At 66.4% G+C, this 19345-nt stretch carries 15 protein-coding genes and 1 pseudogene; 5 read left to right on the top strand and 11 right to left on the bottom strand.

Annotated features, from left to right (window positions below; all coding sequences use genetic code 11):
• Positions 1-153: 153 nt before the first annotated feature.
• Both N2K98_RS07280 and N2K98_RS07275 read right to left on the bottom strand, forming a co-directional pair.
• The gene (locus N2K98_RS07280) at positions 154-2979 is read right to left on the bottom strand and encodes an aconitate hydratase (protein WP_255798021.1); all 2826 of its coding nucleotides are present in this window, start codon (positions 2977-2979) and stop codon (positions 154-156) included.
• Between the two features lie 309 nt (positions 2980-3288).
• Positions 3289-4578, bottom strand: a complete 1290-nt coding sequence (locus N2K98_RS07275; RefSeq protein ID WP_255865346.1) for a class I SAM-dependent RNA methyltransferase — start codon at positions 4576-4578, stop codon at positions 3289-3291.
• Positions 4579-4758: 180 nt separating this feature from the next.
• Here N2K98_RS07275 and N2K98_RS07270 point away from each other — a divergent pair, with 180 nt between their 5' ends.
• Both N2K98_RS07270 and N2K98_RS07265 read left to right on the top strand, forming a co-directional pair.
• Positions 4759-5433 carry a potassium channel family protein gene (locus N2K98_RS07270; protein WP_229952211.1) on the top strand — a complete coding sequence of 225 codons (675 nt, stop codon included), beginning with the start codon at positions 4759-4761 and terminating at the stop codon, positions 5431-5433.
• Positions 5430-6245 (top strand): potassium channel family protein, encoded by an 816-nt coding sequence (locus tag N2K98_RS07265; RefSeq protein ID WP_255798023.1) that lies wholly within the window; start codon positions 5430-5432, stop codon positions 6243-6245. Before N2K98_RS07270 ends, N2K98_RS07265 begins: the two co-directional genes overlap by 4 nt.
• Positions 6246-6262: 17 nt before the next feature.
• On the opposite strand, the pseudogene N2K98_RS07260 reads toward N2K98_RS07265, so the two are convergent.
• The 4 genes and pseudogenes from N2K98_RS07260 to dut all read right to left on the bottom strand — a co-directional run.
• Positions 6263-6871: pseudogene (locus N2K98_RS07260) on the bottom strand (DUF3159 domain-containing protein); the annotation flags it as partial.
• Positions 6868-7179, bottom strand: a complete 312-nt coding sequence (locus N2K98_RS07255; protein ID WP_255798024.1) for a single stranded DNA-binding domain-containing protein — start codon at positions 7177-7179, stop codon at positions 6868-6870. The gene N2K98_RS07255 and the pseudogene N2K98_RS07260, both read right to left, overlap by 4 nt.
• 33 nt (positions 7180-7212) lie before the next feature.
• On the bottom strand, positions 7213-7950 hold the full coding sequence (locus N2K98_RS07250) for a DUF3710 domain-containing protein (protein WP_255865345.1): 738 nt from the start codon (positions 7948-7950) through the stop codon (positions 7213-7215).
• A 67-nt stretch (positions 7951-8017) separates the two neighbouring features.
• Complete coding sequence (dut, locus tag N2K98_RS07245; RefSeq protein WP_255798026.1) at positions 8018-8506, bottom strand: dUTP diphosphatase; 489 nt, start codon at positions 8504-8506, stop codon at positions 8018-8020.
• 188 nt (positions 8507-8694) lie between these two features.
• Here dut and N2K98_RS07240 point away from each other — a divergent pair, with 188 nt between their 5' ends.
• Positions 8695-9180, top strand: coding sequence for a DUF3093 domain-containing protein (locus N2K98_RS07240; protein ID WP_255798027.1), 486 nt, complete (start codon positions 8695-8697; stop codon positions 9178-9180).
• A gap of 1 nt (position 9181) precedes the next feature.
• Here N2K98_RS07240 and N2K98_RS07235 read toward each other — a convergent pair whose 3' ends face one another.
• The gene (locus N2K98_RS07235) at positions 9182-9481 is read right to left on the bottom strand and encodes a DUF4193 domain-containing protein (protein ID WP_255798028.1); all 300 of its coding nucleotides are present in this window, start codon (positions 9479-9481) and stop codon (positions 9182-9184) included.
• A 315-nt stretch (positions 9482-9796) separates the two neighbouring features.
• On the opposite strand from N2K98_RS07235, the gene sepH reads away from it, so the two are divergent.
• Positions 9797-11110, top strand: a complete 1314-nt coding sequence (sepH, locus tag N2K98_RS07230; protein WP_255865344.1) for a septation protein SepH — start codon at positions 9797-9799, stop codon at positions 11108-11110.
• Between the two features lie 107 nt (positions 11111-11217).
• On the opposite strand, the gene N2K98_RS07225 is transcribed toward sepH, so the two are convergent.
• The 4 genes from N2K98_RS07225 to N2K98_RS07210 all read right to left on the bottom strand — a co-directional run bounded on the left by N2K98_RS07225 (position 11218) and on the right by N2K98_RS07210 (position 16687).
• The gene (locus tag N2K98_RS07225; RefSeq protein WP_255865343.1) at positions 11218-12051 is read right to left on the bottom strand and encodes a thymidine kinase; all 834 of its coding nucleotides are present in this window, start codon (positions 12049-12051) and stop codon (positions 11218-11220) included.
• A 2-nt stretch (positions 12052-12053) separates the two neighbouring features.
• Positions 12054-13259: an alkaline phosphatase family protein gene (locus tag N2K98_RS07220; RefSeq protein WP_255865342.1), complete on the bottom strand. Its 1206-nt coding sequence runs from the start codon at positions 13257-13259 to the stop codon at positions 12054-12056.
• Positions 13260-13263: 4 nt separating this feature from the next.
• The gene (locus N2K98_RS07215) at positions 13264-13938 is read right to left on the bottom strand and encodes a DUF5998 family protein (RefSeq protein ID WP_255865341.1); all 675 of its coding nucleotides are present in this window, start codon (positions 13936-13938) and stop codon (positions 13264-13266) included.
• Between the two features lie 61 nt (positions 13939-13999).
• Entirely contained in the window at positions 14000-16687 is a 2688-nt protein-coding gene (locus N2K98_RS07210; RefSeq protein ID WP_255865340.1) for a bifunctional acetate--CoA ligase family protein/GNAT family N-acetyltransferase, read from the bottom strand.
• Between the two features lie 128 nt (positions 16688-16815).
• On the opposite strand from N2K98_RS07210, the gene N2K98_RS07205 reads away from it, so the two are divergent.
• Positions 16816-19314 (top strand): DNA gyrase/topoisomerase IV subunit A, encoded by a 2499-nt coding sequence (locus tag N2K98_RS07205; protein ID WP_255865339.1) that lies wholly within the window; start codon positions 16816-16818, stop codon positions 19312-19314.
• Positions 19315-19345: the final 31 nt, after the last annotated feature.

Below are 19345 nucleotides of genomic sequence, written 5' to 3'. Positions count from 1 at the left end.
GTATCGGCGGCACTGCACGCCGTCGCAATGGATTAACTCTAACGCGCGGCGTGCGCTCCGCGGTTCCTACCCAACGCTTCAGGGCCCCGTTTCCCCTTCTCCGCCCTCTGGACGGATCGGGGAAACGGGGCCCTGAACGTGGTGCGTTTACTGCTACTTAGCGGAGATCTGACGCAGTACGTACTGCAGGATGCCGCCGTTGCGGTAGTAGTCGGCTTCACCCGGGGTATCGATGCGGAGGACCGCGTCGAACGTGATGGCTTCGCCGTTTTCGGGGGTGGCCGTGACCTTGACGGTCTTGGGCGTGGTCCCGTTGTTCAGTTCGGTGACGCCTTCAACAGAGAAGGTTTCCGTACCGGTCAGGCCCAGGGACTCGGCATTGACGCCGGCCGGGTACTGCAGCGGAAGGACGCCCATGCCGATGAGGTTGGAGCGGTGGATACGCTCGTAGCTCTCGGCAACAACTGCCTTCACGCCCAGCAGCGCAGTGCCCTTGGCGGCCCAGTCACGTGAGGAACCGGAGCCGTATTCCTTGCCGGCCAGGACAACCAGCGGAGTGCCGGCGGCCTGGTAGTTCATCGCGGCATCGTAAACGGCAGCCTGCGGTGCGTCGGCCTGGCTGAAGTCACGGGTGAAACCGCCTTCAACGCCGTCGAGCAGCTGGTTCTTGATGCGGATGTTGGCGAAGGTGCCGCGGATCATGACTTCGTGGTTGCCACGGCGCGAGCCGTAGGAGTTGAAGTCCTTGCGGGCCACACCGTGCTCCAGCAGGTACTTGCCTGCCGGGGTGTCGGACTTGAAGGAACCGGCCGGGGAGATGTGGTCGGTGGTGACCGAATCGCCCAGCTTCAGCAGGACGCGTGCGCCCTCAATGTCGGAGACGGGCTCCGGCTCAGCCTTCATGCCCTCGAAGTACGGGGGCTTCCGGACGTACGTGGACTCCGCATCCCACTCGAAGGTTGCACCTTCGGGAGTGGGCAGGGACTTCCAGCGCTCGTCGCCTTCGAAGATGGTGTTGTAGCTGTCGCTGAACATCTTCTGGTCGATGGAGGCATCGATGATCTGCTGGACCTCGACCGGGTTCGGCCAGATGTCCTTCAGGAAGATGTCGTTGCCGGCTTCGTCCTGCCCCAGCGGGTCATTCTCGAAGTCGAAGTCCATGGTGCCGGCCAGGGCGTAGGCGACTACCAGCGGCGGTGAGGCCAGGTAGTTCATCTTCACGTCCGGGTTGATGCGGCCTTCGAAGTTGCGGTTGCCCGAAAGCACTGCGGTGACCGCCAGGTCGGCTTCGTTGATCGCCTCGGAGATTTCCTCTTCGAGGGGACCGGAGTTGCCGATGCAGGTGGCGCAGCCGTAACCGACCACGAAGAAGCCGAGCTTCTCGAGGTACGGGATCAGGCCGGACTTCTCGTAGTAGTCGGTGACAACCTTCGAGCCCGGGGCCACGGAGGTCTTGACCCACGGCTTGGACGCCAGGCCCTTGTCCACCGCGTTGCGGGCCAGCACGGCGGCGGCCATCATCACGGAGGGGTTGGACGTGTTGGTGCAGGAGGTGATCGAGGCGATCGTTACTGCACCGTGGTCCAGCTCGAAGCTGCGGCCGTCGGCCATGGTGACCGGCACGGAGTTGGTGGCACGCTCGGCGGGAGCATCCGCCTCGGCAACCAGGTCGTGGTCGTGGTCTTCGACGGTCGTGGCGTTGGCGTTGAACGAGGGTGCGTCGGAAGCCGGGAAGGTCTCTTCCAGCGTCTCGTCGACGGTGCCGTTCTCGGCCTCTACGGTCTCGTGGACGTAGTTCTTGAGGTCGTTGCGGAACTGCGTCTTGGCGTTGGTCAGTTCCACGCGGTCCTGCGGACGCTTCGGGCCGGCGATGGAGGAAACCACGGTGGACAGGTCCAGTTCCAGGTACTCGGAGTACTTGATTTCCTTGGACGGGTCGTGCCAGAGGCCCTGTTCCTTGGCGTAGGCCTCAACGAGGGCTACGTTCTCCTCGGACCGGCCGGTGAGGCGCAGGTATTCCAGCGTCACGTCGTCGATCGGGAAGATCGCCGCAGTGGAACCGAATTCGGGGCTCATGTTGCCGATGGTGGCACGGTTGGCGAGCGGAACAGCGCCAACACCTTCGCCGTAGAACTCTACGAACTTGCCGACCACACCGTGCTTGCGCAGCATTTCGGTGATCGTCAGGACGACGTCGGTGGCCGTTGCGCCGGCGGGGATCTCGCCGGTCAGCTTGAAACCGACGACGCGCGGGATCAGCATGGAGACGGGCTGGCCGAGCATTGCTGCTTCGGCTTCAATGCCGCCAACGCCCCAGCCGAGCACGCCCAGGCCGTTGACCATGGTGGTGTGGGAGTCGGTGCCGACGCAGGTGTCGGGGTAGGCACGCAGGACGCCGTCAACTTCGCGGGTCATAACCGTGCGGGCCAGGTATTCGATGTTGACCTGGTGCACAATGCCCATTCCCGGGGGAACGACCTTGAAGTCATCGAACGCCGTCTGGCCCCAGCGGAGGAACTGGTACCGCTCGCCGTTGCGCTGGTATTCGATCTCCATGTTGCGCTCGAGGGCGCCGGAGTTGCCGAAGGCATCGATCTGCACGGAGTGGTCAATGACCATTTCGGCAGGTGCCAGCGGGTTCACACGCTTGGGGTCGCCGCCGAGATCGGCAACTGCCTCGCGCATGGTAGCCAGGTCAACGATGCAGGGTACGCCGGTGAAGTCCTGCATGATCACCCGGGCAGGGGTGAACTGGATTTCGGTGCTGGGCTCTGCGTCTGCGTCCCACTGCGCCAGGGCACGTACATGGTCTGCCGTGATGTTTGCACCGTCTTCGGTGCGGAGCAGGTTCTCCAGCAGGACCTTGAGGCTGAACGGAAGGCTCTGGGCGCCTTCGACGGAATTCAGCCGGAAAATTTCATACTCGGAACCTTTGACGTCTAAGACGCCCTTGGATCCGAAGCTGTCCACATTAGTCATAACAGGACTCCTCTCGCCACCTTGTTATCTTTGTCCAGGTCACAACTGCCCGCCAGTTAGGTTTCCCTAAAAAGTCGGGCAAAGGGGGCGGCATGGAAACCGGTGGTTCATTTCCTGCCGACACAGGCCCCCTGCCTGGGCAACGACTCCCCCGAAAGTCGAAACTACCGGAGAACTCCCCCATAAAGGCGCAGTACTGGACAACTGCATCCCATCCTAGCCTTTACAGGGGCGCCCGGAGGAGATATGGGCCACGACGCGTCGTGACCGGCGTCGCCGACGGCTTTTCCGGCGCCGGCGACGGAACCGCTAGCGCTTGCGCAGGACGGCGAAGGACTCCATGTGGTGGGTATGCGGGTACAGGTCGAACACCCGCAGGCTGTCCATTTCCCAGCCGGCGGCCCGGAAATAGCCCAGGTCACGGGAGAACGACGCCGGGTCGCAGGACACGTAGCCGACCACCCGGGGCGCGGCGGCGTCGATCTGCTGCACCACCGCTTTCCCGGCTCCGACGCGCGGCGGGTCCAGGAGCACGACGTCGAGGTCCCCCGCATCCTGGAGCATCTTGTCCACCCGGCCCTGGCTGATCTGCACCTGGGGCGCGGCGAAGAGGTTCTTTCGGGCGTCACGGCTGGCACCCGGGGATCCTTCGACCGAGAGCACCCGGCCGGATTCCCCTGCAGCCGCCGCCAGCGGAGCGGTGAACAGTCCGGCACCGGCATAAAGGTCGGCCACGGATTCCCCGGACTGCACCTGAAGGCCATCAAGCACGGCCGCCGCCAGCGTCTGCGGCGCGGAACGGTGGATCTGCCAGAACCCTGCCCCGGTGACCCGGTAGTCGTGGCCCAGCACCGTTTCCTGCACCCAGGTGCGTCCCTTCAGCCGGGTGAGTTCGTGGCTCTCCGGGTTCCAGGCGGCCACGGACACGCCGTCGGGCAGGTTGCCGGCAATCCGCGCGGGGATCCGCGGGTGGGTTCCCGCCGCGGGGATCAGGAGGACCAGGGGCTGTCCGCCGGCGGCCGGAGCGGCTACCTCCACACGGTCAATGCCGGTGAAATCCGTCTCCCACAGCCGCAGTGCGTTGATGGACTCGGAGGCCAGGGGCATGGCTTCGACCGGAATGAGTTCATCTGAGCGGTGGGCATGCATGGCCAGCCGGCCGCTGGGCGCCACCGAGAAACTGACCCGGGTACGCCAGCCCAGTCCGTCGGCGCTTTCCTCGAGTGCGGGTTCGACCTCCGGGACCAGGTCGGTGCCGCCGAGCCGGCGCAGCTGCTCGGCGAAGACCTCCGCCTTCAGCCGGCGCTGGACCGGCAGGTCAATGTGGCCGAACTCAGCGCCGCCCACGGGCAGCTTCCCCCGTGCCGCCGCGCGCAGCGCGTCTGCTTCCCTCCAGAAATGCTCCCGGCGTCCCTCTGCCGCCTCGAGGACCTCGACGACGTCGGCCCGCCAGAATTTGGCGTCCTCGCCCGATTCCGTGAGCCGGACCCGGACCCGCTCCCCCGGAAGGCCGTGCCGGACAAAGACGACCCGCCCTTCATGCCGGGCAACGAAGTGGCCGCCGTGGGCCGGGGCGCCGATGGTGAGTTCAATAGACATGGGGTTGCTGTACTTCCTTCATGGAGCCTAAAAGTCCATCTCACCACGGGAGCCGGGCGCGGTGCTATTTGGGCCGCCGTCGGGACTAAGCTGGCGTTGATTGATTTTATTGCGCGGACAGCTGCGCGGCAGCCTTCTGCGGCGCGCAGTTCGCCATAAACCGAAACCGAGGTAGGGCAGTTGGCCCATTACGTGATCATGGGGTGCGGGCGCGTAGGCGTCAGCCTCGCCCATACCCTGGACAATGCCGGCCATTCGGTCGCCATCATCGACCAGGACGAGCGGGCGTTCCGCCGGCTGCGGCAGACCTTCACCGGACGCAAGGTGACCGGCGTCGGCTTTGACCGCGAGACGCTCAAAGCTGCGGGCATCGAAGAGGCCTATGCATTCGCCGCCGTTTCCAGCGGTGACAACTCGAACATCCTGGCCACCCGCGTGGCGCGTGAGACCTTCCATGTAGGGCACGTCGTCGCGCGCATCTACGATCCGGGACGCGCGGAGATCTACCAGCGCCTCGGCATCCCCACGGTCGCGGCCGTTCGGTGGAGCGCAGACCAGGTGCTGCGCAGGATCCTGCCCGAGCAGAGCATCAACGGCGACTTCCGCGAGTCCTCCGGCCGGCTGATCCTGGGTGAGCTGTCCCTGCATGAGGGCTGGCTGGGCCGGTCGCTGGTCAGCATCGAGACCGCCGCCGGTGTCCGGATTGCCTATGTCACCCGGTTCGGGGAAGGGATCCTGCCGCGACAGGACAGCAGCTACCAGGAGGGTGATGTCCTGCACGCGATGATGTCAGTCGACCGGACCGCGGAAATCAGCAAGATCCTGTCCAAGGAACCAGCCAAGGAGTCCCTGTGAAAGTTGTGATTGCCGGCGCCGGCAGCGTGGGCTCGTCCATCGCCAAGGAACTGCTCTCCCACGGCCATGACGTGCTGCTGATTGATGAGAAGCCTGAGTGCGTGGGCCGCAGCGGCCTGCGCGGAGCCCGGTGGCTGATCGGCGATGCCTGCGAGTTGACCACACTGAAGGATGCGCGGCTGGAGGAAGCCGACGTCGTCGTTTCCGCCACCGGCGATGACAAGGTCAACCTTGTGGTCTCGCTGCTGGCCAAGAGCGAATTCGGCGTGGCTCGGACCGTAGGCCGCGTGAACAATCCGAAGAACGACTGGATGTTCGACGATTCGTGGGGTGTTGACGTGGCAGTGAACACGCCCCGCCTCATGACCGCCCTGGTCGAAGAAGCGGTGGAAATCGGCGACCTGGTCCGGCTGCTCAGCCTGCAGACCGGTGTGTCCTCCATGGTGGAGTTCACCGTTCCCTCCGATTCGCACCTCACGGGCCGGACCCTGGGATCAATCGACTGGCCGCTGGATGCCACCGTGGTTGCGATCCTGCGCGACGACGCACCCATCACGCCGAGCAACGACGACGTCGTGGAGCCGGGTGACGAGCTGTTCTTCATCACCACGATTGCAGCCGAAGACGAACTGCGGGCAGTCCTATCCCCGGCTGCGGCCGCGGCAGCCGCACACGCCCGTCAGGAATCCCTGGACGCCGGGTCGGACGCTGCGGAGTCTCCCGCAGCAGAGCCGGGCCCGCTCGCGGCTTCGGGGGCCACGACGGCCGAGGGCCGGGAGACCACCCACGCCAGCCAGAGTCCCAGCGCATAGAGCGGCACGCCCATAGCCAGGCGCATGGTGCCCAGCGCGGCAACATTGTCCGCCAGGAACAGGGGCAGCTGGACGGCCAGCCGGAGGGCGAAGACTGCCACGATGATCCAGCTGGCCCAGGTGTAGGCCTTCAACCGGACCGGCGATGTGCGCCAATCCAGGTTTTCGCCGCGGATCATCCCGAACAGCAGTCCGGCCACCGGCCATTTCACGGCGATGGAGATCAGGAACGCCAGGATGTAGGCGCCGTTCAGGTAGAACCCGGGGACGAAGTACGTTGCGCCGTCACCGCTGCGCAGTGCCACGAAGGCGCAGATGGCGACGCCTGCCACACCCGTCAGGGACTGCATCAACGGGCGCCGCTGGAGAAGGTTGGCTACTGAAAACACGGCTGCGGCGGCTACGGCCGCACCCAGTGAGAGGTTCAGCTCCACCCCCACGGTGTAGAGCAGGGTGAAGAGAAGCCCGGGAACAATCGCCTCGGCCAGTCCCCGGACGCCGCCGACGGACTTGAGCACATCGATCTGCCCGTCGTCGCGGCGCTCCACCCCGGCGCGGGCCGCATATTGTCCGGCGAGCTGGTTCAGGTCCGGCTGGCCCTCGTCCGACTGCTTGGGTGTGCTCATGCGTCGGCCTCCGGGCGTCCAATGATTTCGTATCGCGGATTGAAGATGGTGGGGCGTCCGTCCACATCGGACACCATGCCCTCGAACGCCAGGTACGTTCCGGCTTCGATCCCGGGCACCCGTCGCTGGCCTACCCAGACCAGGCGCACCTTGGCCCGGGAAGCCAGGGGGTTTTCGCGGTAAGCGGCCATCGAGTCCTCTACCACTGCGGTAAACCGCGGCGGGTCGTTGGCCGGCACCACGGTGATGGCCGAAACGTAGCCGCGGCAGTACGCCCGGCCACGCTCCGGGAGGGATTTGATGCTCACGCAGTGCGTGGAAGCGGTAACGGCGGGCACCGGTTAGCCGATCGTCGTGATTTCCGGGCCGCGCTCGGGTGCGGCAGGCTTGGCGGCATCCTTGTTGGCACGCGGGAGCGGGGAAGCATCGCGGGGCAGGCGCAGCTGCAGCAGGTCGCGCGGCGGCAGGGGCTGCTCGCCCCGGACCACCACTACGTTGCGGAAGACTTCCTCGAGGGGGCCGGCGGCTTCGGGATTCATGGCTGCCGGGCCGCCGAAGACGCCGCGAAGGAACCAGCGGGGGCCGTCGACGCCGACAAAGCGGGCCACCCGGTACCCCTTGGAGCCGTCCTGTGCCTGCGCAGGCACCCGGGCCAGCAGCTCGGTTCCGAACGTACCGGAGAGTTCATCCACGGTGCCGCCCTGTGATCCCACCGACTTGCCGATCTGTTCCCGGATGTCGTCCCAGAGGGTCTCCGACCGCGGTGCGGCGAAGGCCTGCAGCTGAAGGCTGGATCCCTCCAGGTCCAGCGTCACGGCAACCACGCGCTGGGTCTTTTCCTCAACTTCCAGGCGCAGCTGCAGCCCCTGGGACGCGGCGATCCGGAGCGCTCCGAGATCAACGTAGCCTTCCTCGGAGGGACGCTCGCTGAGGTCGTAGGGGCCGCCTGCCGCCGGAGCCTGCACGGCGTCACTGCCGGCGTCGGCGTTTGCCGTGTCCGTATCGGTTGCGGATGTGTTCTCCGCTGCTGCCCCGGCGGTTTCCTCTGCCTTGGTTTTCTTACGCCGCCCAAATGCCATAACCGAAGTTCCTTCTCTCTTGTCTGCAAGTTCTTAGTACGGCCGCTGTCCGCGGTCCGGGTGCGGGTCAGGCGGGAACGGCGGTGAATCCTCCGGTGGACCCGAATCCGCCGGCTCCCCGGACGGAATCCGGGAGCTCATCGACGGGAACAAACTCGGCCGTTTCCACGCGCTGGATCACCAGCTGGGCAATCCGGTCGCCTCGCCGCAGCGTCACGGGCTGCGTGAGGTCGGTGTTGATCAGGGTGACGGAGATTTCTCCGCGGTACCCGGCGTCCACGGTCCCGGGCGCGTTGACGATGCTGATGCCGTGCTTGGTGGCGAGCCCGGACCTGGGATGGACAAAAGCTGCATAGCCGAAAGGCAGGGCCAGCGAAACACCGGTGGGAATGAGCTGCCGCTCCCCCGGGGCGAGGGTGAAATCGATCCGGGAGCGAAGGTCGGCTCCGGCGTCGCCGGGGTGCGCGTACGACGGCGGTTCCAGCCCGTCGTCGAGCATTTTCAGCTGTACCTTCAGCGTGGTCCCTGCACCTTGCACCAGTTTCTCCGGTTTCAATAGATTTCCAACAACAGCAGCCGGGGGCGGCTGCGGGGGCGGTGGAAGCATCCGGGAGGCAGAGCCGTTCGCCCCGGCCCCCGGGCCAACCACCACACTTTAGCGCGTTTTCCTGTGCGGTCGCCGGGCATTTGCCCACCGGCACGGCGCGGGATGAAATGCCCCGCCAAAGGTGAAAAGCTGGGGGTATGTCATCCCCTTCTGCAAAGAGCCCTTCGTCAAAGAGCTCCGCCGGCACCGTCCTGTACTCCGAACGCCTCACACCTTCCTTCGGGATCTGGTTCGTCGCCGCCCTCCTCTCCGCAGCCTGCATCCTTGTTTTTGTCCCGATCAGCCTGGGGGCCGGCATCACCGGCGCCGTAGTCGCCGCGGTCATTTTTGCAGTGCTCCTGGTGATCTCGACCCCCCAGATCCGGGTCACCCCCGAAACCCTGCAGGTTGGGCGGGCGCAGATCGAGCGCCGCTTCATCGGCAAGGTCGAGGCCTTCCGCGGTGAAGACGCCACGATGCAGCGCGGGCCCGCGCTGAACGCTACGTCCTACATGTGCATCCGCGGCTGGATCTCCCCTGTGGTCCGCATTGAAATTACGGATCCGGCGGACCGCACGCCGTACTGGCTGACCTCCACGCGCCGTCCGGAAAAGCTGGTCGAAGCACTCACCTCCGGGCGCTGAATCAGCCCTCGCAGTCCACGCAGTAAAACATGCCGTTCTTTTCCAGGGCTATCTGTGAGCGGTGGCGAACCAGGAAGCATGAGGCGCAGGTGAACTCATCAGCCTGCGCCGGAAGGACCCGGACCAGCAGTTCCTCGCCCGAAAGGTCCGCCCCGGGGAGCTCAAAGGCGTCCGCCGCCTCAGCCTCGTCCTCGTCCACGAGGGCTGACGGCACAGCCGTGCGGCGCGTCTTGAGCTCCTCTATCGACTCTTCGCCGGCGTCTTCCTCGGTCTTGCGCGGGGCGTCATAATCTGTCGCCATAGTGTCTTATCTCGCCGTCCGTTTGTATGGTGTTCGCTGCTGCCTGAGCCCCGGGTTGGACCGGCTCCCCGGACCCGCGTCGGTGACTCGGAGATATCAACGCCACGGATACCTGTTTTGTGCCCGTAAAGCAGAGATTTTTACCCACATGGGGTGAAAAAGCGAACCGGCTGCCGCTCGGGACACGCGCTCCCGCGCCGGGCCGTCCATCCTGCACCCTTTCCAAATGCGCCACACCCGGGCAAAGCTTAGGTTTTCGGCGCCGGGGATGGCATTGTTTCAAGAAGGAATTGCTATCGGGTGGAGGACTTTTTGATGCAGGATCTACGGCTGGTGGGTGTCCATGAAGGTGGCGAACATCTGCTGTTAAGCGGCAAGGGCGGGGAAACCTTCCGTCTCCGGATTGATGAAGCCCTCCGGGTAGCGGCATCGCGCCCCGCACACCGGTCCGCACCGCAGGCTGCTCCGGCGGCCGGCACCACCATGACTCCGCGGGATATCCAGGCCCGCATCCGATCCGGCGCCAGCGCCGAAGAGGTTGCCGAACTTTCCGGCCACGACCTCGCGCACATCCGACGCTACGAAGGTCCCGTGCTCGCCGAGCGTGAATACGTTGCGCGGCAGGCGCAGGGCGTCGAGGTTGCCGCACCCATGTCCGCCACCCACGACGGTTACCGCAGCGCCTTCGGCGAGAATCCGGTTAACCTCGGCGACATGGTGCTGCACCGCCTGCGGTCCTTCGGCGTGGACCCCGATTCGGTCGAGTGGGACGCCTGGCGCCGCCCGGATGGAACCTGGGAAGTGGTGGCCCGCTTCGAGCTCACCGAGAAGTCCCGGGTCGCCATCGGCGAGGAACCGCCCGCCCGCTGGATCTTCAGCCCGCTGCGCAAGAGCGTTACGAACACCAACCGCTGGGCGCAGGTCCTGAGCGAACTGGAACCGCTGGACACTCCCGTACCCACCCGCCGCCTGGCCGCCGTCGCGGACCGTGTCTTCGATTTCGAAGCAGAAGGCGGTGCGTCCTCCGACGACACCGACGACATTCTCGAAGTCCTGCGGTCGCGGCGCGGCCAGCGGCTGGGCAGCGATGAAGACGGCGACGACGCGCTGGCAACACTGCTGTCCAAGGGCAGCGTCCCCGCGGCGCACCCGCGGGAAGGCAGCCCCGACACGGAGGACGACGAGAGCAACGCCAAGCGGCCGCGTACCGGCCGCCTGACCCTGGCGCCTTCGGTCGAGTCCGCAGACAGCGACGATCCGGTGGATCCCGTAGCCCTTCCCGGCAGCGTTACCCAGACCCGGGAAATCAGTGTGCTGGCGCGGCCCTTCCGCCGGCGTGCAACCCGGGAACCTGCCGCAGGCGGTACCGACGAGGAAACGCCCAACCCGCCTGCGGAAGCAGAGACCGCCGTTCCGGATGAGCCACCGGTGGAACCCTCGGCCCGCAAAAACGCCGGACGCGACTTCCCTTGGGACCGCCTGCCCAGCGGGGGCAAGGGCCAGCAGCCGGAGGAATCCGACGCCGATAAGGGCAAGGACGACAGTGCCCAGGAGCGGCGCGCCATCAAGCCCAAGCGGTCCTCGGTCCCGTCCTGGGACGAGATTGTCTTCGGCACCAAGGGCGACTAGTCCCGGATAACATCCGCGACGGTCATTCTTGGCGCCGGCCGGGCCGGAAGTACGCTTGCCCGTGACGGTGAACCGGCCCGGCGCGCGTTGGCCCAGGGCGGCGCCGCCTAGGGTCGGAACGTTTCCGGCTTCGTCTCCACACAACACACCGACGCCGACTCTGCTTCGTCTGCGAGGGCGGCTGCCTGCTGCGCGGTGACCCGGCGCATGTAGTGCCGGCGGCAGAGCGTTTCATAGCCGATGACAGGGGCGGCTTCGGTTCCCGTCGGGGACCCGGCGCCGCCGGCTGCAAGCAGCTCCTCGGCGTCGAACAACGGTTGATCATCGAACAAGGGACGGTCCTCGAACAAGGGCTCGTCCGCAAACAGAGGCAGCTCCGCTTCGGCGGAAACGGCCGGAGCCGGGGTGCGGGACTCGACGTCGCCAACCACCACCTGGTCCCCCTCCGTTACCATCACGCCGTCCACGGTGCGGGCGTTATGGGTAGCGCGCCGGCCGCACCAGCACAGGGCGCGGACCTGCAGGACCTCCATGCGGTCCGCCAACTCGACCAGGCGCTGCGACCCCGGGAACAACCGGGTCCGGAAGTCAGACGTGATGCCGAAGGCGAACACGTCAATATCCATCTCGTCCACGATGGAGGCCAGCTGCTCGACCTGTGCGGCGCTGTAGAACTGTGCCTCGTCGCAGATGAGGTAGTCCACGTTGTGCCCTGTACCCCGGCAGTGCAGCACCTCGGCCCAGAAGTCCGTGTCGTCACGCACCTCGACTGCCGGCGTCTGCAGTCCGAGGCGGCTGGAGATCATGGACTCCCCCGCCCGGTCATTGCGGCTGAACAGGATCCCGCCGCGGCCGCGGGCGCTGTGGTTGTAATCCATCTGGAGCGCGAGCGTCGATTTGCCGCAGTCCATGGTGCCTGAGAAAAAGACCAGTTCCGCCATGGCTACTTTGCTCCCTGCGCCGTCGAAGTGCGCTTGCGTGTTTCAGGCTGTGCCAGGACCAGGAGGGGGACTTCGCACTCCGCCTTGGTGAGCGACCCGTGCTGGCCGGTGACCTCCAGCGCCGAGGCAGCCACCCGGCGCGTGTCGAACAGGGCGATCGGCTCGCGGGCGGCGATCATGAGGTCGCCGATACGGGGCAGGACAGCGGCATCCACGTCGGATCCGAAATAGCCTGCACGCACTGCTTCCTCGCGGGTGAAAATCCATGCCCGGGCCCCGTAGGCGGTCTGCCACGCGGCTTTGAGCCGGCCAAGCGCATCATTTCCCGCGTCAGGTTCCAGATACAGATGGACCATGCGCGGCTCCCCTGCCGTGTGCCGGACGCCGTCGATCAGTTCCGGCTGGGTACTGAAATCGAACCGCTGGGAAGCAGCTACGTCGACCATGCCGTGGTCTGCGGTCAGCACCACCAGGGTGCCGGCAGGCACCCTGGCCACGAGCCGCTTCAGGGCGCTGTCGAGTTCTTCCAGCTCGTTGCCCCACTCGGGGGAAGCTGCGCCGTACCGGTGCCCCGCCTTGTCCAGTTCATTCCAGTAGAGGTACATCAGCATGCGGTCCGCACCTGCCAGTGCGTCGACAGCTGCCGATACACGGGCGTGTACCCCGGTTGCCGGGATGAACGTGCCGCCCCGGAGCGCGGCGCGGGTCAGTGCGGAGTCGGCAAAGCGGGGCAGGCTGACCGTGGCCACCGGGATATGCTCGGCGGCAGTCTCCAGGATGGTGGGATAGGGCTGCCACTGCAGCGGGTCCACGCCCGGATCCCAGGAACCGAGCATGTTTACTACTTTGTCCTGGTTCGGGTCCAGGACGTCGTAGCCCACGAGTCCGTGCCGGCCGGGAGGAAGCCCCGTGCCCAGGGATGCCAGCGAGGCAACCGTGGTGGTGGGGAAGGAAGCGCTCAGGGTGCGGGCCTTGGGGAGGAATCCCTTCAGGAAGGGGGCGTGCCCGCCGCGCTTCTTAAGCAGGGACAGTCCCAGCCCGTCCACCATCACTACGCAGACACGCCGGGCTGCCGGAAGGGACAGCAAGTTTTCATAGCCGGGAACGCCCAGGACGGCGGCGGCGCTGGACAGCACGTCCGCTACGGAACGGGTTCCGTAGGCCGGTGCGGCGGGCAGGAGGTCGGGAGCAGCGGGGTTTGATGCCACGGTGCTAGCGCTGCGGGTGGGCGCGGTTGAAGCGTCCGCCGATGCCGGGCATGCGCTGGCGCGGGTCGCCGCCGTCCAACGGGCGGGGAACCGCCGTGGTATCGGTGTTCACCTTACGCAGGGCGCGGGCAAAGGCCTTGGCGTTCTGAACCGCCTGGGCGCCGTCGGCTTCCGCACTGACGCGCAGCACAATGTCTTCCTGGGCGATGGTGCCGGTGTAGCCGTGGTCCGCATCGCACTGGGGGTCCGCACAGCCGGCGGGACCCATGTCCAGGCGCTGTCCGCCGGACCAGGCAATGGCGAGGGTCATCTCCCGCGCCGGGTCCGACGGCTTGTAGTTCTGCGGCTGGGCGTACATGTAGCCCAGCACCACGGAACGGATCTGCGTTACCGGTACGGATTCGGTGGAGACCTGCGCCATCATCTGCTCGCCTGCCTCGTCCAGCTGCTGGTCATCCACGTGGGTGATAACGAGCATGTCTTCGGTCAACACCAGGACCGTGATGTGGCGGTGCACCTCGGTACGCTCGAAATGCGTTTCAAGGTGGATCAGATGGGACAGCGGTTCGCGGCCGTCGAGGGCATCGTGGACCACGTCGGCCAAAAGCGTCGGGTAGAAGCCTGCCCGTTCCATGGATGCGTCAAGGCTGCGGCGTTCAGCGGAAAGTAACGGCGACATGCTTCCAGTTTCCCCCAGACCGCCCCTTCATGCCTAAATGGCGCGCGGGTGGTGGAAAAGATCAGTCCCGCATTGCGCGCCGGGCACTGTCGGTGCGGCGCTGCGGGTTGCCCAGCCGGACGTCGGCGCTCAGCACGGTGACCCCGTCGGCGGAGACCAGAACCGGGTTGATCTCGATCAGCGCGATCTGCGGATGCTCATCCTTCAGGACGGCCAGCCGGGCGATGAGGTCCTCCAGCGCGGCGATGTCGGCTTCGGGCAGTCCCTGATAGCCGAAGAGCTTGGCAGCTGAACGCGGTGCCCGCACCAGGTCGGCAATGTCGCGGTCCGTCAGCGGCGGAACGCCGTGCGCCCAGTCGTCCAGCAGGCTGGTGGCGTCACCGGCAAGTCCGAAGGAAATCACCGGTCCCAGCAGCGGATCCTCGATGGCGCGGATGCGGCAGCCCTGTCCGCTGTTGGCCATGGACTGCACTTCCATTTCGAATTCGCCGTAGCGGCGCAGCGCCTGGTGCATTTGCTCGATGTTGGTCCGCAGCGCCTCCGGCGTGGCAATGTTCAGCCGTACCCCGCCAAGGTCCAGGCGGTGGCGCAGATGCCCTTCGCGGGTCTTGACCGCCACCGGCCAGCCAAGCTGTTCGGCGGCGGCCACTGCCTCGTCCGGTGTGGAAAAACTGACGGCGGGCAGCACGGAAATGCCGTAGAACTCCAGGAGCCTTGCCGTCTGCTCCGGGTCCAGCCGGGTCAGGGCGTCACCTTCCACCCGGTCCATGAGTGAATCGAGGTAGGCCGACGCTGCCTCGGTATCGACACCGGCAGGCTCCACGAAACTGCCGTGGTCCCGCTGCGCCCACTCGGTGTAGCGCACCACGGAGGCCAGTGCGGTTACCGCTGCTCCGGGGCTGCTGAAGCAGGGCAACCCGCCGCCTGCAACATCGGGGTCCGCCGCAAGCAGTCCCTCAACATGCGCCCTGGGATCCACGATCCCGGTAAAGGCAGCGACCAGGGGCTTGCCGGTCTCCTGCACGCATTCCGCCAGAACGGCGGCTATCGCTTCCGTCCTCAGCCCCGGCGCCGGGAGAATCGCGACGACGCCGGCGTCCACCGAATCGTCCGACAGCACCTCGGTGACCGTCCGGCGCAGCTGCGGCAGTGCCACGCTCATCCCGGTGTCCAGGGCCAGTTCCGCCTCGAGGCGGGTGATGTCCAGGTCCAGGCCGGTGCAGGCATCGGCCAGGACACGGCCCAGGGCCACGGAATTGCTGAAGACAGCCACCCGGCGGCCGCGCGGCAGCGGCTGGCTGACAGCAATCTGCGCCACGTCGATCAGCTGCTCGTTGGTAGTCACCCGGATGACGCCGGACTGGCGGAGCATCGCGTCCAGGGCACCCGGAGGGGCCTGCGTGGTGCGCACGGCGTGGCCGGGCGGAAGCTGGAGGCCGGTCACGTCCGACTTGGCGACGATCACGGGTTTGGTGCGCGCCAGCCTGCGGGCCAGGCGGGAGAACTTACGCGGGTTCCCCACCGATTCCAGGTACATCGCCACAACCTTGGTGTCGGCGTCGTCCTCCCAGTACTGCATGGCGTCATTGCCGGAGACGTCGGCCCGGTTGCCGGCGGAGATGGTGGACGACAGTCCCAGCGCGCGCCGCTGGGCAGTGGCGTAGAGCAGGACGCCGATGGCGGCGGACTGGCTGAAGAGCCCCAGTCCCCCGCGCCGGGGCAGGGCCGGTGCCATGGAAGCGTTCAGGGACACATCCGGCCGGGTATTGATCAGGCCCAGCGACGCCGGCCCGACCACCCGCATGCCGTGGGCCCGTGCGCGTCGGACCAGGGCACGCTGCCGGGCCAGCCCCTCCGGGCCCTTCGGCCCGAAACCTGCGGTGACCACCAGCAGGGCCTTCACCCCGGCGGCAGCGCATTCATCCGCCACCTCCAGGACCTGTTCGTAGGGCACGGCAATGACGGCCAGCTGGACCGTTTCCGGCACTTCGGAGATCCGGCTGTAGGAAATCATGCCGGCCAGTTCGAAGGCTTCCGGATTGATGGCGTACACGGATCCCTTGAAGCCGCCCTCAATGATGTGCTCGAGCAGCTGGTAGCCCACCGAGCCCCATTCCCGGCTGGCCCCGATGACGGCGATCGACGACGGCGAGAGCAGGTCCGCCACGCTGCGGGCCTCGGCGCGGTGCTCCCGTGCTTCCATCACCGCCAGCGATTTCTCCGTCGGGTCGATGTTGAAGTCCAGGGCGATCACGCCGTCGTCGAAGTGCCGGCTTACCTCGTAGCCGGCGTCGGCGAAGACGCCGATCATTTTGCGGTTCTCGGGAAGGACCTCCGCGGAGAAGCGGCGGATGCCGTTTTCGCGGGCGGCGGCGGCCAGGTGCTCCAGCAGGATGGACCCCAGCCCGCGGCCCTGGTGGCCGTCGGCTATGTTGAAGGCGACCTCGGCTTCGGTGGGATCGTCGAGGCGGTCGTAGCGGCCGATGCCGATGATTTCATCACCGATGGTGATGACGAACGCCAGCCGGTCCCGGTAGTCGACATTGGTGAAGCGCTCCAGCTCCTTGTTGGTGAGCTTGGCCTTATAGGTGAAGAACCGCAGGTAGATGGAACTCTGCGACTGCCGCATGTGGAAGGCCTGCAGTGCGTCCGCATCGGAGGGGGAAACGGGGCGCAGATGCCCGGTCCCTCCGTCCCGCAACACGACGTCGGCTTCCCAATATTCGGGGTAATGTCCCTGCTCCACCATAGAATCAGAGTAGTGGGCAAACTTCCCCATAGTCATCCACCCGCTCTGTACAGCGTGGCTCCCCACCGCGTGGATTATGTACGGCGCGGAACACCTGTCCCCTAACACTGCAAGGATTCGACAACAGCATGGCCCGGCGCCAACCCGTCTCCAAATCCGTACCCGGCGAAAAGATCGCCGAGAACATCATCGAGATAGATGTCACCACCGAGATGGAGGGCTCCTTCCTCGAATACGCCTACTCGGTGATCTATTCGCGTGCCCTCCCCGATGCACGCGACGGCCTGAAGCCTGTCCAGCGGCGCATCCTGTACATGATGTCGGACATGGGGCTGCGGCCGGACCGCGGACACGTGAAGTCCGCCCGCGTGGTGGGCGAGGTGATGGGCAAGCTGCACCCGCACGGAGACACGGCCATTTACGACGCCATGGTGCGCATGGCGCAGGACTGGGCGCTGCGCCTGCCCCTGATCGACGGCCACGGCAACTTCGGCTCGCTCGACGACGGTCCGGCCGCCGCCCGTTACACCGAGGCCCGGCTGGCGGCCCCGGCCCTGACCCTGACGGATCACCTGGACGAAGACGTAGTGGACTTTGTCCCGAACTACGACAACCAGCTCCAGCAGCCCGAAGTCCTGCCCGCGGCCTTCCCCAACCTGCTGGTCAACGGCGCCACGGGTATTGCCGTGGGCATGGCCACAAACATGGCGCCGCACAACCTCGGCGAGGTTATTGCCGCCACCCAGCACCTGATCGCCAACCCGGACGCCGGGCTGGACGAGCTGATGCGCTTCATCCCCGGACCGGACCTGCCCACGGGCGGACGGATCGTCGGGCTCGACGGCATCCGCGATGCCTACGCCACCGGCCGCGGTTCCTTCAAGACCCGCGCCAAGGTGGAAGTGGAGCAGCTCACCGCGCGCCGCACCGGCCTGGTGGTCACCGAGCTGCCCTACATGGTCGGCCCGGAAAAGGTCATTGAAAAAATCAAGGACGCCGTGACGTCCAAGAAGCTGCAGGGCATCTCCGACATTGTGGACCTCACCGACCGCAGCCACGGCCTGCGCCTGGTGATCGAGCTGAAGAACGGGTTCAACCCCAACGCCGTGCTCGCCCAGCTGTACAAGTTCACGCCCATGGAGGATTCCTTCGGCATCAACAACGTCACCCTGGTGGACGGCCAGCCCCGGACCCTGGGCCTGGTTGAGCTGCTGCAGGTCTACGTTGCGCACCGTCTCGGTGTGGTCCGTCGCCGCACCGCCTACCGGCTTCGCCGGAAGCAGGACCGGCTGCACCTGGTCGAGGGCCTGCTGATCGCCATTGTGGACATCGACGAGGTCATCCAGATCATCCGGTCCTCGGATGAAACGGCCCAGGCCCGGGAACGGCTGATGGCCGTCTACGACCTGACCGAAGTCCAGGCCAGCCACATCCTCGAGCTGCGCCTGCGGCAGCTGACCAAGTACTCCCGCATCGAACTCGAAAAGGAGCAGGACGAGCTGCGGAAGGCCATCGAGGAACTCGAGGCGATTCTCGGCTCCGAGCAGCGCCTGCGCTCCCTGGTATCGGATGAACTGGGCGAAGTGGCGGCAAAATACGCGACGCCGCGGCGTACGGTTCTGCTCGAATCGGAGGCCGCTTCACCCCTGAAGGGTGCGGCAGTGACCGCTGCCGCCGGCGTCGCAGGCAAGGGCGCCAAAGCGGTCCTTCCGCTGGAGATCCCGGACGATCCCTGTTGGGCCATCCTGTCCGCCTCCGGCCAGGTGGCGCGGACCTCGGACCAGGAACCGCTCACCGAAGGAGGGCAGCGGGTGCGCCACGACGTGTTCCGCTCAGTGGTGAAGACCACCGCCCGCGGCGAGATCGGGGCGCTGACCTCCTCCGGCCGGATGATCCGGATCTCCGTCCTTGACCTGCCTGCACTGCCCTCGACCGCCGGCCTGCCGAACCTTGCAGGCGGCGTGCCCGTCAAGGAATTCATGACCCTGGGCAAGGGCGAAAAGCTGGTGGGGCTCGTCCCGTTGAACGCCGTGGTGGCCATCGGCACCCGCAACGGCGTGGTGAAGCGGGTCAATCCGGATTACCCGCTGAACCGCGATGACTGGGAAGCCATCACGCTCAAGCCCAAGGACGAGGTCATCGGGGTGTCCGTGGCCGCGGACGAGACGGATGAACTGGTCTTCATCACCCGGTCGGCGCAGCTGCTGCACTTCCCTGCCTCCGCGGTCCGCGCCCAGGGCCGTACGGCAAGCGGCGTGGCCGGGATCAAGCTGGCAGCCGACGACGCCGCGGTGTTCTTCGGCGCCGTGGCTGCGGAGGATCCCGACGCCGTCGTCGTCACCGTTTCAACCACCACCGAGGCCCTGCCGGGCACACCCGGCGGCTCGGTGAAGGTGACACCGTTTGCCGAATACCCTGCCAAGGGCCGGGCAACTGCCGGCGTCCGGGCACACCGCTTCCTGAAGGGCGAAGATTCGCTGTCCGTGGCCTGGGCCGGACACGGCCCCGCGAAGGCATCCGCAGCCAACGGAGTGGCGCGGGCCCTGCCCACCGAACACGGCCGGCGGGACGGCTCCGGCGTACCCCTGGCCAACGCGGTGGACGCCGTAGGACCAAGCCAGGGCTGACATCAGGCATTAACAAAAAACGGGCGGGCCC

The sequence above is a fragment of the Arthrobacter jinronghuae genome (assembly GCF_025244825.1).
Lineage (GTDB): Bacteria > Actinomycetota > Actinomycetes > Actinomycetales > Micrococcaceae > Arthrobacter_B > Arthrobacter_B jinronghuae.
The sequence above is the reverse complement of the archived record's forward strand: the minus strand, read 5'-3'. Positions and strand labels throughout refer to the sequence as shown.

Coding starts and splice junctions, on each gene's coding strand:
- N2K98_RS07280 (WP_255798021.1), bottom strand. CDS start 2,979: ATGACTAATGTGGACAGCTTCGGATCCAAGGGCGTCTTAGACGTCAAA.
- N2K98_RS07275 (WP_255865346.1), bottom strand. CDS start 4,578: ATGTCTATTGAACTCACCATCGGCGCCCCGGCCCACGGCGGCCACTTC.
- N2K98_RS07250 (WP_255865345.1), bottom strand. CDS start 7,950: ATGGCATTTGGGCGGCGTAAGAAAACCAAGGCAGAGGAAACCGCCGGG.
- N2K98_RS07240 (WP_255798027.1), top strand. CDS start 8,695: ATGTCATCCCCTTCTGCAAAGAGCCCTTCGTCAAAGAGCTCCGCCGGC.
- N2K98_RS07235 (WP_255798028.1), bottom strand. CDS start 9,481: ATGGCGACAGATTATGACGCCCCGCGCAAGACCGAGGAAGACGCCGGC.
- sepH (WP_255865344.1), top strand. CDS start 9,797: ATGCAGGATCTACGGCTGGTGGGTGTCCATGAAGGTGGCGAACATCTG.
- N2K98_RS07225 (WP_255865343.1), bottom strand. CDS start 12,051: ATGGCGGAACTGGTCTTTTTCTCAGGCACCATGGACTGCGGCAAATCG.
- N2K98_RS07215 (WP_255865341.1), bottom strand. CDS start 13,938: ATGTCGCCGTTACTTTCCGCTGAACGCCGCAGCCTTGACGCATCCATG.
- N2K98_RS07210 (WP_255865340.1), bottom strand. CDS start 16,687: ATGGTGGAGCAGGGACATTACCCCGAATATTGGGAAGCCGACGTCGTG.
- N2K98_RS07205 (WP_255865339.1), top strand. CDS start 16,816: ATGGCCCGGCGCCAACCCGTCTCCAAATCCGTACCCGGCGAAAAGATC.